The sequence below is a fragment of the Micromonospora trifolii genome (assembly GCF_022229005.1).
GTDB lineage: Bacteria > Actinomycetota > Actinomycetes > Mycobacteriales > Micromonosporaceae > Micromonospora > Micromonospora trifolii.
The window spans coordinates 33,809-46,680 of the sequence record NZ_JAKKFD010000025.1 but is presented as its reverse complement, the minus strand read 5'-3'; the positions used below and the strand labels follow the sequence as shown (position 1 = coordinate 46,680).

Here is a 12,872-nt window from a genome sequence, read left to right as displayed (position 1 = left end):
ACAAAAAATTAGTTGAACAGCATCCTGACAACAAACAAATGTTGCCAAAGGAATCCCAACCAGCCAGCAAAAACTGACCAGTCCGGGGTATAAATCATAATTGGCACTGGCTTTACAAGCACCCTGTTGAGTTCTCAAAGAACAACCACACACCGACCAGAAGCCCCACCACAGTGGAACCCCAACCCGGGGCTATTTCCCGCTCCGCACCCCGCGCTTTCAGCGCCAGGCACTTTTACTACGTTACCCGCTCGTTTCCGCCGTGTCAAACCGGTATTTCGCGGTTCGTCGTGCTTCACCCGATAATGCGGGCACCATGTCGTAACCGGCTTGCGCCGCTCTCGTCATGGATTCGGTAGGCCGGCCGTCGCGGTTTCCCGCGACCCGCCCGGTGCCCTACCGGTTCGTAACCATACCCGGTCGGTTTCGCCGCGCCAAATCCGCCTCGCGGCGTTTCTGGTGGCACCTCCCGGTCGGGGCTCCGGTAGGCATGCCCACCCGGCCCCCAGGCCGTTGACCTGCGCTCCGGCCGTTTTCGGCTTTCGCCTGTTTCGTCCGTTCCGCGCTGGCAGAGAGAAAGTTACGCGTCCGGCGGGATGATCGTCAAATCCGCCGGACGCGTCCCCCGTCACATCGTCGACAAGCGGCTATTCGCCCAGCTCAACGCCCGCGAACGACCGTTTCCCCCGGCGCAGCACCAGGTATCGCCCGTGCAGCAGGTCGGCCGGCGACACCCCGGCGTCCACAGCGGTCACCCGGTTGTTGTTGACGTAGGCGCCACCCTCGGCGATCACCCGCCGGGCCTCCTTGAGGCCGCTCACCAACCCGGAGTCGCGCAGCAGACCCGCCACATCCGGCAATTCGCCGGAGAGGCGCACGAGACCCGCCTCGGTCAGGGCGGCGCGCAGGGTCTCCGGCGCCAGCTCGTCCAACGATCCCCTGCCGAAGAGCGCCTGGCTGGCGGCGATCGTCTGTCGGGTCTCGTCGGCGCCGTGCACCAGGGTGGTCAGCTCCTCGGCGAGCGCCCGCTGCGCCAGGCGGGCCGCCGGCCGTTCGGCGGTCGCCTTGGCCAGCTCTTCCAGCTCATCGCGGGTCCGGAAACTGAAGTACCGCAGGTAGCGGTCCACCTCCTGGTCCTCGACGTTGAGCCAGAACTGGTAGAAGGCGTACGGGCTGGTCATCGTGGGGTCGAGCCAGACGGTGCCGCCCTCGGTCTTGCCGAACTTCGTGCCGTCGGACTTGGTGACGAGCGGCGTGGTGAACGCCTGCACCGGCCCCGCGCCGCGTCGGCGGACGTAGTCGACGCCGGCGGTGATGTTGCCCCACTGGTCGGAGCCACCGAACTGGAGCTGACAGCCGTGCCGGCGGTGCAGCTCGAAGAAGTCGTTGCCCTGAAGCAGCTGGTAGCTGAACTCGGTGAAGCTGATGCCGGTCTCCAGCCGGGCCCGCACCACCTCCCGCGCGAGCATCTTGTTCACCGGGAAGTGCTTGCCCACGTCGCGGAGGAACTCGACCACCGACATCTCGCCGGTCCACTCCAGGTTGTTGACCAACTGGGCCGCGTTCTCGCCGGAGTACGACACGAACGGCGCCAGCTGGTCACGGATGCGCTCGACCCAGCCGGCGATCACGTCGGGCGGGTTGAGGGTCCGCTCGGCGCTCTCCTTCGGGTCACCGATCTGCCCGGTCGCCCCACCGACCAGCAGCAGCGGGCGGTGACCGGCGAGTTGCAGCCGGCGGGCCGTGGTGACCTGCATGAGGTTGCCGACGTGCAGGCTCGGGGCGGTGGGGTCGAAGCCCACGTAGTACGTGGTGGACTTCCCGCCGTCGAGCAGCTCGCGCAGCTCGTCGAGGCCTGTCGAGTCCTGGATGAGGCCACGCCAGAGCAGGTCGTCGGTCAGGGAGTCCCGCCCGGGCGGCGGAGGGCTGCTGTCGGTCACGGTCACCGATTCTCCCCCATCGCCGGCACCGACCCGTACCGGGTTTGGCGCAACCCGCCCCGGCTAGGCTTGCGCCCCGTTGATCGAGGAGGGCTTTGCCATGGAGATTCCGGATCTGACGGGCGGTTTCGTCGCCCTACTCGGCCTCAAGTTCGAGGAGGCCAGCGCCGACCGGGTGGTCATCAGCTGGCAGGTCCGCCCGGAGCTGCACCAGCCGTTCGGCATCCAGCACGGCGGGGTGTACTGCTCCGTCGTGGAGACCGCGGCCAGCGTGGGTGGCTCCCTGTGGCTGGCCGACCGGGGCACTGTGGTCGGGGTGTCGAACCAGACCGACTTCCTGCGGGCCGTCCGGGACGGCGAGCTGAGGGCGGTCGGCACGCCGGTGCACCGGGGCCGCAGCCAGCAGCTCTGGCAGGTGGAGATCACCGACGCCGACGAGCGGCTGGTGGCCCGTGGTCAGGTCCGGTTGCAGAACCTCTCGCCCGCCTGAGCGACGGCATTCGTCGGACGGGTCAACTCCGGGCCTCGTCCAGCACCGGTTCCGCGGCCTGGTCGGTGTCGGCGTCGCCGTCGGCTTCGTCGGGTACGCGGCTGACTCGTACCTCGGTGATCGCCCGGTGGTCGATGCCGGCCACCACCAGCACCCAACCGTCCAGCGTGACGTCCTCGCCGGCGACGGTGGGGATGTGCCCGAGCCGGGCCAGCACCAGCCCGGCGACTGTGGTGTAGTCGCCATCCGGTCGCGACGGCAGCTCCACGCCGATGTCCGGGAGGTCGTGCACCGGGAAGGTGCCGGGCAGCAGCAGCGCGCCGTCGGGGTCGCGGCGTACCGAGCGCACATCCCTGTCGGTTTCGTCGTAGATCTCGCCGACGATCTCCTCCAGGATGTCCTCCAGCGTCACGATGCCGTCGACGGCGCCGCGCTCGTCCACGACGAGCGCGATGTGCTGACGTTCGGCCTTGAACTGGCGCAGCGCTTCCACCACCGGTAGCGAGTCGGGCAGCAGCATGGGCGGTCGGGCGATCTCGTCGACCGGGCGGTCGTCGGGCACGCCGACCAGGTCACGCAGGTGGATCACCCCGGCCGTGTCGTCCAGGCCGCCGTGGCGCACGACCGGAGCCCGGGAGTGCCCGGTGGCGGCCAGCACGAGTCGCGCGGCCTCCGCTGTGGTTCCGCTGTCGAGCGTGAAGACCTGCAACCGGGGTACGAGGACAGCCCTCAGCCGCCGGTCGGCGATCTCCACGGCGCCGGCGATGATGGTGCGCTGTTCCTTGGTGAAGCCGTGGTTGCCGGCGACGATGTCGCGCAGCTCGTCCGGGCCGATCTCCTCCGGCTCGTGTTTGGGGTTGAGCCCGGCCAGACGGACCACCACGTCGCTGGTGGCGCCGAGCGCCCAGACGGCTGGCCGGGTGAGGCTGGCGAGCAGGTCGAGGGGACGGGCCACCAGCAGCGCCCACCGCTCGGCGGACTGCATGGCGATCCGCTTGGGCGCCAGCTCACCGAAGACCAGGGTGACGAACGTCAGCGCGAGGGTGACCACCACGATCGCCATCGTCTCGGCGGCGCCGCCGAACACCCCGAGCAGCGGCACCAGGGGTTTGGCCAGCGAGACCGCCGCAGCGGCGGAGGCCAGGAAACCGGCGAGGGTGATGCCGATCTGGATGGTGGCCAGGAAGCGGTTCGGGTCCTTCGCGAGCCGGGCCAGCACCCGCCCGGCCCGGCTGGTGCGCTCCAGCCGCTGGATCTGGCTGTCTCGCAGCGACACCAACGCCATCTCGCTGCCCGCGAAGAGCGCGTTGATCACGACCAGGACTCCGACCAGGGCCAGTTGGCTCCCGTAGCTCTGCACGCCCGGTTCGCTCCCTCGTGGTGGTGGCACCGGCCGCTACGCGCGGCACCCGCCGGTCGGCGAGCCCGCCCGGCGTAGGCCTGTCTTTGCCCCGTCCGGCGCCGGCCGAATCCTGCCCCGGCGACGCTACGCCGATTCGGGCGAGGTGAGGCTACGCCGGATCGGACGACGGTGACGCAACGCCGGCCGGGCGTCCGTGACGCAACGCCGACTCGGGCGACGGTGAGCTAGGCCGACTGGGGAGTCGGTGACGCCGGCAGGTCGAGGACGTACGAGTCGCCTTCCGGGCGGAAGCCGAGCCGGTGGTAGTAGGGGGCGACCATCCGGGGTGGGCTGACCACCCGGTGGAAGCCCCGTTCGGTGAACAGGTGGCTGCGCCGGTAGACGAACTCGCCCGGGGTGAAGTCACGGAACTTCGGGGTCACGTAGTCCAGGTCGATCTGGGCGACGCCGGGCGCCTCGGCGTGCGACAGGACCACGCCGACCACCTCGTCGGCCGTGACCACAAGGAACGCCGAGCGCCCCGACGCGTCCGGGTCCCAGTGGAAGCCGGGGTTGAACCGGACGATGTCGGCGGCGTGCACCCGCAGGGTGTGCGCGAGGAACTGGTCGCCGACGCCGACCTCCACCACCTGGTAGGTCTTCTCGTCGTGCCGGGTGGCGAGCATCCCGCGCAGGTACCAGATGTTGATCACCGCGAGCACGACGTTGAGCCCGACGCCGGGCCAGACCTCGATGGCGGCGTTGTAGCCGATCAGCACGAAGCAGCCGATGAGGTTGAGCGCCCGCAACCGCAGGATGCGCGACTGCAGCAGCGACCAGACCAGCACCGCGGAGCCGGCCCAGCCGACGAGATCCAACCAGTTCACGCCGCGAGACTAGTGCCTGCCCAGGTCAGGGCCGTCGGCGGGCAGCTCGAGCAGCCACTCCTCGACGTCTTCGCCGCGGCCGTTTGCGTGCCCCGAGTCTTCACCGACCACAGCGAACCCGCACTTGCGGAGCACCGCGAGGGAGGCGACGTTGTCCTTGGCGGCGCGGGCGTGCACCGGGCGGGGCAGCTCGCGCAGCAGGGCGGCCAGGGCCGCCGTGGCGTGACCCCGACCCCAGCGCGCGCTGTCGATCCAGTAGCTGACCTCGGTCTGCCCCTCGACCGGGAAGGCGCTCACGTAGCCGACCACCTCGCCGTCGACCTCGACGGTGCGGACCAGGTTCGCCGGGTTGGTGAGCACCCGGGCCCAGTGTGCGGCGAACTCCCGACGATCGGACGGGTCCTTCGGGCCGAATGCGGCCATCCGGTTGGCCTCCGGGTCCTGCTGGTGCAGGAAGAACTCGACGAGGTCGTCCTCGCGGACCGGGCGCAGCAGCAGATCGGAGGTCATCGGCCGAGGGTACGCAACGGCTGTGGCACGCAGCGGCAAGGCGGAGTCAGCCGGCGACGGCGACGACCGCCAGCACGGCGGCGCCCAGGGAACTCGCCACCGACAGCAGTCGACGCCACGGCACCTGCGCGTCGACCACCGGCAGGGCGCGCCACCGGGTCGCCGCCAGGGCCACCCCCGCCGCCGACAGGCCGGCCCCGAGCGGCCACAGCCAGGCCGGCACCACCGACCAGTCCCCCAACCGGTGCCCCAACCCCAGATAGGCGAACGCCCAGACCGCCGCCGCCAGCACCGTCACCTGGTCCAGTTGGCGACGGCGGGCGGTGCCGAGCAGGGAGATGCCGCCGAGGAAGGTGAAGGCCACCGCGAGACCGGCGCCGATCCATGGCAGCACCATCGCCGCCGCCGAGTCGGCCTCCCTCTGTGGCATCCCGAGCAGCCGCAGCCCGATCGGCTCGACGCCCTTGTCGGTGTTGCCGAGCACCACCACGGCGCGGCCGGTGGCCCGCTCGAAGCCGACGTAGGACCGGAACCCGCCGGTAGCGCCGTTGTGCCAGACCACCTCGCGGTCGCCGTGCCGGGTCGTGAACCAGCCGTACCCGATGCGGGTGTCGTCGTCCTCGCGGAAGCGGGCGGTGGCGGCGTCGGCGCCGGGCGCGGTGCCGGCGAGGGTCGCGGCGAGCAGCCGGCCGAGGTCCTCCGCCGTGGACCAGGGGCCGGCGCCGGCCGGTGCGTAACCGGCACCCGCCCACGCTTCGAGCGGCCGGCCGCCGGCCCGGCTGCCCTGGGCGCGACCGGCCGGCAGGTCGTCGTCGCGGGTGGCGACGACGGTGGCCGTCATGCCGAGTGGCCCGAGCAGCCGGGCGTGCAGCAACTCGGGGTACGCGACGCCGGCCTTCGCGGCGAGCGCGTGGCCGAGCACTGACGGCCCGAGGTTGGAGTAGTGGACCTCGCCACGCTCGTCGTCGTCGGTGCTGACCCGGTCGGCGGCGCTGCGGATGGTGTCGACGCCCTGCCCGGCGTAGGGGTTTCCGCCGGAGACGTTGGACCAGAGGATGCGTGCCCACCCCAGCGGGGAGCCGGGGGCGAGCCGGGGCAGGCCGGCGCGGTGGCTGGCGAGTTCGGCGAGCGTGATGTCGCGGGCGGGGCCGGTGACCTCGGGCCAGGCGCTGCCGAGCCGGTCGTCGGGGCCGACGACACCGGCGGCGACCTGGTCGGCCAGGAGCATGCCGGTGAGCGCCTTGGTGACCGAGCCGATCTCGAACGGGGTGCCGGGCTCGACGGGCTGACCGGCGAGGTCCCGGTCCCCGAGGCCGGCGGTGCGGATCCGGCCGTTCTCGACCAGGGCGATGGCGAGCCCGCGGCGCCCCGACGGGTCGGGCGTGGCCGAGCGTGCGGCGGCGGCCAGGTCGCGATCGCCGGTGGTCTGCGCGCCGAGTCGGGGCACCCGAGGCATCAACGCCACCCCGACCAGGCCGGCGATCAGCGCGACGACAAGGGCGGTGACGGTGGTCCGGCGCATGGTGGCTCCTCGGGTGGGGTCGTCGGATGGGCGGCCGACTCGGTGTGGTCAGCGGCCGGCGGCGGTGAGGATGGCCAGCAGCGGCACCACGCGTTCGGCGGGAACCGCGTACCGACCTCGACCGGCGCTGCGCAGCCAACCGGCGGCGGTGATCTGGCGCAGGTGGTGATGCAGTTGGCCGGTGGTGCCCAACTCCTCGATCTCGGCCAGCTCGCTGGTGCTCTGCCGGCCGCCGATGATCTCCCGCAGCAGCCGCAGCCGCACCGGGTGGGCCAACGCGGAGAGGGTGCTGGCCAGGTCCGTCCAGTCGACGGCGAGCAGGTCGTCGACGGTGCGGCCGTACTGCCAGTCGTAGTGCTGGCCGGCGACGCGGACGGTGCCGGTGTAGAGCACAGCGCCCGACCCGTCGGGTGGTAGGCGCTGCTTGAGGCCGTCGAGCGCCCAGAAGGTGCCCTCGGGCGCGGGTGGCGGCGGCGGTGCGGCGGCGAGCCGTTCGCTCAACGCGGCAACCTGTGCCTCCAACGCGGCGAGCCGGTCTTCCACTGTGTCCATGCGTCGATACTACGAACATACGTAATTACGTGCAAGCGCCGATTCGACGTGCCACCGGGACCGGCGCGTCCGGCCCTCGTGGCGCGGCCGAGCGGTCGACAATGATCTGACCGACCCCGGGGAGCGCCGATGAACCGACCTGTCGTGGTGGGAGTGGACGGATCGCCGTCCAGCCTCGTCGCCGCCGAACACGCGGCGCGGGCCGCAATGCTCCGGTCCCGACCGCTGCTCCTGGTGCACGGCTACCTGCATGCGTCCGGCTACGGCGTGCCGCTCAACCCGTACGACCTCGGGGTGCCGGCGCCCTCCGAGGAGGCGCAGCAGATGTTGGAGCGCACGGCGTCCGAGCTGACCGGTCGGTGGCCCGGCCTCACCGTCGCGGTGCGCCAGGTCCTCGGCGGCCCGGGGGCCGCCATGATCGAGGAGTCCCGCCAGGCCGAGCTGGTCGTGGTGGGCAGCCGTGGCCTGGGCGGCTTCACCGGGCTGCTGCTCGGCTCGGTCGGCGCGCAGGTGGCCGCGCACGCGCACTGCCCGGTGCTGGTGGTCCGCCCGGACGAGCAGCCGATCCCGGTGGACGGCCCGGTGCTGGTGGGCGTGGACGGGTCCGAGTCGTCCCGACTCGCCGTGGGCCTCGGCGCCGACGAGGCGGCGCTGCGGGACGTGCCGCTGGTGCTGGTGCACGTCGGCCCTCCGGACGGGGACCGGACGGTGCCCGAGGAGATCGAGGAGTCGCAGGCCGCGTACCAGGCCGAGGCGGTGCGACTCCTGGCCGACGCCTCCGCCGTGGTGCGCGCCGAGCACCCCGACCTGGTGGTGCGCGAGCATCCGGTCCGGGCGGCCGGCGCGGCCCAGGGGCTCATCGAGGCCAGCGGCACGGCGTCGCTGCTGGTCGTGGGCACCCGGGGCCGGGCCGGGTTCGCCGGTCTGTTGCTCGGGTCGGTCAGTCAGGCGGCGACCCAGCACGCGCACTGCCCGGTGCTGGTCGCCCACCCGGTCAGCTGACCGGCGCGCCGTCACCTCGGCCGAGCATCTGCAGGAAGTCGGTGGTGAGGGCGAACGGGTCGGCCGGCCCGGTGGCCGGTGGCCGGCGCTCGATCTGGTCGGTCAACTCCCCGGCGGCGCGCCGGATCCGAGCGCGCAACGCGCCGTCGGCGGTGCCGTCGGACCAGTCCTCCGGGGCGGCGAAGACAGCGGTCGGGACGACCACCGACCGAAGGTAGGCGAACATCGGGCGGACGGCGTGCTCCAGTGCCAACGAGTGCCGGGCGGTGCCGCCGGTAGCGCCGATCAGCACCGGCCGGTCGACCAGCGACTCGGAATCCAACACGTCGAAGAAGGACTTGAACAGCCCGTTGTACGACGCGCTGAAGATCGGGGTGACGGCGATGAGCCCGTCCGCCCCGGTCACCGTGTCGACGACCTCGCGCAGCGCTGCCGGCGCGAACCCGGTGAGCATGTTGTTCACCACGTCATGGGCGTACTCGCGCAGGTCGACGACGTGCAGCTCCACGTCGGAGCCGCGCCGGACCAACTCGTCGCGGGTGGCCGCGGCGAGCTGGTCGGCGAGCAGCCGGGTCGACGAGGGCTGGCTCAGCCCCGCCGAGACGACGGCCAGGGTGCGGCGGGTCATCGGGTCGCCCCCTCCGGCGTCTTGCCCGTCACGTCGTCGACGGCGTGCACGGTGCTGTCCTTGGCGCCGCCCGCGGCGGCGACCAGCGAGGCGTGCGTCGGCGCCGCCGGCACGTGCGCCGGGCGCAGCGCGTCGAACTCCTTGCGCAGCACCGGCACGACCTCCTCGCCGAGCAGGTCGAGCTGCCCCAGCACGGTCTTCAGCGGCAACCCGGCGTGGTCCATCAGGAACAGCTGCCGCTGGTAGTCACCGACGTACTCGCGGAAGCCGAGCGTGCGGTCGATGACCTGCTGCGGGCTGCCCACTGTCAGCGGGGTCTCCCGGGTGAACTCCTCCAGCGACGGCCCGTGCCCGTAGACCGGGGCGTTGTCGAAGTACGGGCGGAACTCCCGGACCGCGTCCTGCGAGTTGCGGCGCATGAACACCTGCCCACCGAGGCCGACGATCGCCTGGTCGGCGGAGCCGTGGCCGTAGTGCGCGAACCGCTGGCGGTAGAGCGCGATCATCCGCTGGGTGTGCTCCTTGGGCCAGAAGATGTGGTTGGCGAAGAAACCGTCGCCGTAGTACGCGGCCTGCTCGGCGATCTCCGGGCTGCGGATCGAGCCGTGCCAGACGAACGGGGGCACGCCGTCGAGCGGGCGCGGCGTCGAGGTGAACGACTGCAACGGGGTGCGGTACTTGCCCTTCCAGTCGACCACGTCCTCGCGCCACAGCCGGTGCAGCAGGTCGTAGTTCTCGATGGCCAGGGGGATGCCGGCGCGGATGTCCTTGCCGAACCACGGGTAGACGGGGCCGGTGTTGCCGCGGCCCATCATGAGGTCCACCCGGCCATCCGAGAGGTGCTGGAGCATCGCGTAGTCCTCGGCGATCTTCACCGGGTCGTTGGTGGTGATCAGCGTGGTGGCGGTGGACAGCAGCAGCCGCTCGGTGCGCGCCGCGATGTAGCCGAGCATTGTGGTCGGTGACGACGGCACGAACGGCGGGTTGTGGTGCTCGCCGGTGGCGAAGACGTCCAGGCCGACCTCCTCGGCCTTCAACGCGATCGCGACCATCGCCTTGATCCGCTCATGCTCCGTCGGCTCCCGACCGGTGGTCGGATCGACCGTGACGTCACCGACGGTGAAGATTCCGAACTGCATGACCAGCTCCTCGCGTGTCAACCGGGTGCCGTCGTGGTACCCGGACGCAGCTCACAACTTATTTGACGACGCAACTATTCCGACGGCGGGACGCCTCCCAGTGGCGCCGGTCACCCCCCGCAACCGGACGCCGGGTCGGGAATCCCTCGCCGTCGGCCCGCTCAGCCGCCCGCCACCGAGGGCAGCACCTGCACCTCAGCGCCGTCCTTGACCGGGGTGGCCAGGCCACCGGAGTGCCGGCAGTCTTCCCCGTCGACGAAGACGTTGACGTAGCGGCGCAGCTCGCCACGCTCGTCGCGGATGCGCCGGGCCAGCCGGGGGTGCGCGACGGCCATCTCGTCGAGGACCGCCCGCAGCGTCCCGGCGGCGGTGACGTTCAGCCGACTCGCGCCCCCGGCCTCGCCGCGCAGCGGGCCGGGCAGCAGCACGGTGACCACGCTCAGACCTCCGCGACGCGAACGCAGAGCACGTCGGGCAGGTGCGCCGCGACCGACGACCAGGAGTCGCCCTCGTCGCGGCTGGCGAAGACCGAGCCGGAGCGGGTGCCGAAGTAGACCCCACCGGGGCTGGCGTCGTCGGCGCACATCGCGTCCCGGAGAACCGCCGGATAGAACGGGCCCTCGGGCAGCCCTACCGACAGCGGCTCCCACTTGCCGCCGGCGTCGGCGGAGCGGAACACCCGGCAGCGGTGGTCGGTCGGGAACCGCTCGCCGTCGGCCACCAACGGGAAGGTCCACACCATGCCGCCGCGCCCCGGATGAGCCACCATCGGGAAGCCGAAGTCGCTGGGCAGCCCATCGGCGATGGAGGACCAGGAGCGGCCGTCGTCATCGGAGCGGTAGACGCCGTGGTGGTTCTGCGCGTAGAGCCGCTCGGGGTTGCCGGCGTCCCGGGCGACCTTGTGCACGCACTGGCCGAACTCCGGCCACTCGTCAGGCATGAAGTAGGCGCGGATGCCGGTGTTGCCCGGCGCCCAACTCGCCCCGGCGTCCTCCGATCGGTAGACCCCACCGGTGGACATGGCGACCAGCATCCGAGCCGGGTCACGCGGGTGCGGCAGCACCGTGTGCACGGCCTGACCACCGAAGCCGGCCTCCCACTGCGGGCGGTGCGGGTGGTCCCAGAGGGAACGGACCAGCTCGAAGCTGCGGCCACCGTCGGTGGACTTGAACAGCGCCGAGGGCTCGGTGCCGGCCCAGACGACGTCCGGCTCGTCGGGACCGGCCGGCATCAACTGCCAGACCCGCCCGAGGGAGACGCCGGTGTCGGCCGGAAACGCGACCGGCGCCTGGTCGGGCTCGTCCCAGGAGGCGCCGAGGTCGTCGCTGGTGGCGACGCTGGGGCCGAAGTGTGAGCTGGTCATGCCGGCGAGCAGCCGCGGTGTGGAACGACGGGTGTCGACAGCGACCGCGTAGACACCGGTCATCGGAAAGTGCGGACCGGTGATCTCCCAGCTGCGCCGGTCGTCGGTGCTGGTGGCGAGAAACAATCCCTTGGCTGTGCCGATCGCGAGCAGCGTTGCCATGACGTCCTCCGAACCGTCGGTGAGCAGATCGGGTGATTATGGCCACACCCCCCGACAACCTCCGCCGCCCACACGCCGGGGGGCGCTCAGCGCCGGATGCGGGGCACGTGCCGGCGGTACGCGCTGACAGTGGGGTCGCCGTCGAGCCAGAACCGCCAGGGCAGGTCGTGCGCGCCGGTCACGCCGACCCGGGGACCCGCCACCACCGTCTCCGGTGGGACCGGTCGGGCCGGGGGGCGCAGGCGGACCGGGCCGTCGCCGAGCAGGTACGCCCCGTACGCCTCGCGGTCGATGCCGAGCGCGGAGCAGAGCCGGGCGGGCCCGCGGGCCAGGTCCACGTCGCGCCGGATGGCCGGCCGGCGCTCCCGTGCCGTGGCCAGCCCGTCGACCACCTCACCGGCGCGCAGCAGCACGGCGGAGGCCTCCCCCTCGACCCCGGTGACCACGTTCATGCACCAGTGCATCCCGTAGGTGAAGTAGACGTAGGCGTACCCGGCGGGGCCGAACATCACGGCGTTGCGCGGGGTGCGGCCCCGATGGGCGTGCGAGGCGGGATCGCCGCCGCTTCCCGCGTACGCCTCGACCTCGGTGATCCGGGCGGTGACCCCACCGACGTGCAACCGGCAGCCCAGCAGCCCGCGCGCCGCCGGCAGCAGTGGGCCGGCGAGCAGGTCCGCCAGCGCCGCCAGGTCGGCGTCGATGGTGGGGTCACCGGACGACGGGGCCATGCCCTCGACGGTACCCATCCCGCCGCCCCGGCACCCGCCCGGCACGACGGAGGCTTGAACAATCTGTTGACAATCATTCGTTGATGGGGTGTGCTCGGGGTATGACGACCGAGGACATCTTCACCGCACCGGACCCGGGCCGAGCCCGTGCCCACCGGACGTACGAGGCGTTACAGCGGATCAGCGAGAGGCACGCCGGCACCGACACCCAGCGGGGCCGTTGGGCCCACCCGTACGTGCTCGACCCGTGGGAGGCGGTCGCCCTGGTCACCGCGCTGGCCGCCGGCGGTGCCGATCGCGAACCCGCCGAGGAGCCGATCGACGCCGCCGACCTGACCGCCGCGCTGACCCTGCTCCCCCATGTCCGCGCCGAGCTGGACGCCCTGGAGGCCGGCCTGCTGACCCTGGCCCGCGACCGGGGGCTGACCTGGCAGGCGATCGCGTACGGGCTGGGGCTGGGCAGCGCACAGGCGGCCCGGCAGCGCTACGAGCGGGTCGCCGCCCGCTCCGCCGAGCAGAACGCCTGAACCGGCGCGTCCCGAGCCGACGCCCGGATCGGCACGCCGCGCCTGCGACGGCGGTTGGGCGGGCACACTGTGCGCACGAC

The 12,872-nt window shown here is 72.0% G+C and carries 14 protein-coding genes; 3 read left to right on the top strand and 11 right to left on the bottom strand.

Translation table 11 applies throughout. The annotated features are described in order from the left end of the window. Positions 1-647: 647 nt before the first annotated feature. On the bottom strand, positions 648-1,940 hold the full coding sequence (tyrS, locus tag NIE79_RS17525) for a tyrosine--tRNA ligase (RefSeq protein WP_238679587.1): 1,293 nt from the start codon (positions 1,938-1,940) through the stop codon (positions 648-650). 100 nt (positions 1,941-2,040) lie between these two features. On the opposite strand from tyrS, the gene NIE79_RS17520 reads away from it, so the two are divergent. Next, the gene (locus tag NIE79_RS17520; protein WP_091402036.1) at positions 2,041-2,430 is read left to right on the top strand and encodes a PaaI family thioesterase; all 390 of its coding nucleotides are present in this window, start codon (positions 2,041-2,043) and stop codon (positions 2,428-2,430) included. 22 nt (positions 2,431-2,452) lie between these two features. On the opposite strand, the gene NIE79_RS17515 is transcribed toward NIE79_RS17520, so the two are convergent. The 5 genes from NIE79_RS17515 to NIE79_RS17495 form a co-directional block, all read right to left on the bottom strand. Continuing rightward, the gene (locus tag NIE79_RS17515; RefSeq protein ID WP_238679584.1) at positions 2,453-3,790 is read right to left on the bottom strand and encodes a hemolysin family protein; all 1,338 of its coding nucleotides are present in this window, start codon (positions 3,788-3,790) and stop codon (positions 2,453-2,455) included. Between the two features lie 227 nt (positions 3,791-4,017). Then, on the bottom strand, positions 4,018-4,659 hold the full coding sequence (locus NIE79_RS17510; protein WP_238679583.1) for a YgjV family protein: 642 nt from the start codon (positions 4,657-4,659) through the stop codon (positions 4,018-4,020). 9 nt (positions 4,660-4,668) lie between these two features. After that, positions 4,669-5,169, bottom strand: coding sequence for a GNAT family N-acetyltransferase (locus tag NIE79_RS17505; protein WP_238679582.1), 501 nt, complete (start codon positions 5,167-5,169; stop codon positions 4,669-4,671). 46 nt (positions 5,170-5,215) lie between these two features. Then, the gene (locus NIE79_RS17500) at positions 5,216-6,691 is read right to left on the bottom strand and encodes a serine hydrolase domain-containing protein (RefSeq protein WP_238679581.1); all 1,476 of its coding nucleotides are present in this window, start codon (positions 6,689-6,691) and stop codon (positions 5,216-5,218) included. A gap of 48 nt (positions 6,692-6,739) precedes the next feature. After that, a complete protein-coding gene (locus tag NIE79_RS17495) occupies positions 6,740-7,243 on the bottom strand; it encodes an ArsR/SmtB family transcription factor (protein ID WP_238679580.1) in 504 nt (167 codons plus the stop codon). A gap of 129 nt (positions 7,244-7,372) precedes the next feature. Between NIE79_RS17495 and NIE79_RS17490 the strand changes: the two genes are divergently transcribed. Next, positions 7,373-8,245 (top strand): universal stress protein, encoded by an 873-nt coding sequence (locus tag NIE79_RS17490; RefSeq protein ID WP_238679579.1) that lies wholly within the window; start codon positions 7,373-7,375, stop codon positions 8,243-8,245. Here NIE79_RS17490 and NIE79_RS17485 read toward each other — a convergent pair. From NIE79_RS17485 to NIE79_RS17465, 5 genes are all read right to left on the bottom strand, one after another. Then, on the bottom strand, positions 8,238-8,873 hold the full coding sequence (locus NIE79_RS17485; RefSeq protein ID WP_238679578.1) for an FMN reductase: 636 nt from the start codon (positions 8,871-8,873) through the stop codon (positions 8,238-8,240). The two genes, NIE79_RS17490 and NIE79_RS17485, sit on opposite strands and share 8 nt — an antisense overlap. Beyond that, the gene (locus NIE79_RS17480; protein WP_238679577.1) at positions 8,870-10,012 is read right to left on the bottom strand and encodes an LLM class flavin-dependent oxidoreductase; all 1,143 of its coding nucleotides are present in this window, start codon (positions 10,010-10,012) and stop codon (positions 8,870-8,872) included. Before NIE79_RS17480 ends, NIE79_RS17485 begins: the two co-directional genes overlap by 4 nt. Before the next feature lie 161 nt (positions 10,013-10,173). Beyond that, a complete protein-coding gene (locus NIE79_RS17475) occupies positions 10,174-10,449 on the bottom strand; it encodes a ubiquitin-like small modifier protein 1 (protein ID WP_112584619.1) in 276 nt (91 codons plus the stop codon). Positions 10,450-10,451: 2 nt separating this feature from the next. Beyond that, a complete protein-coding gene (locus NIE79_RS17470) occupies positions 10,452-11,537 on the bottom strand; it encodes a WD40/YVTN/BNR-like repeat-containing protein (protein WP_238679576.1) in 1,086 nt (361 codons plus the stop codon). An 86-nt stretch (positions 11,538-11,623) separates the two neighbouring features. After that, positions 11,624-12,265, bottom strand: coding sequence for a DNA-3-methyladenine glycosylase (locus NIE79_RS17465; protein WP_238679575.1), 642 nt, complete (start codon positions 12,263-12,265; stop codon positions 11,624-11,626). A 101-nt stretch (positions 12,266-12,366) separates the two neighbouring features. Between NIE79_RS17465 and NIE79_RS17460 the strand changes: the two genes are divergently transcribed. Continuing rightward, positions 12,367-12,792, top strand: a complete 426-nt coding sequence (locus NIE79_RS17460; RefSeq protein ID WP_238679574.1) for a DNA-binding protein — start codon at positions 12,367-12,369, stop codon at positions 12,790-12,792. Positions 12,793-12,872 lie beyond the last annotated feature (80 nt).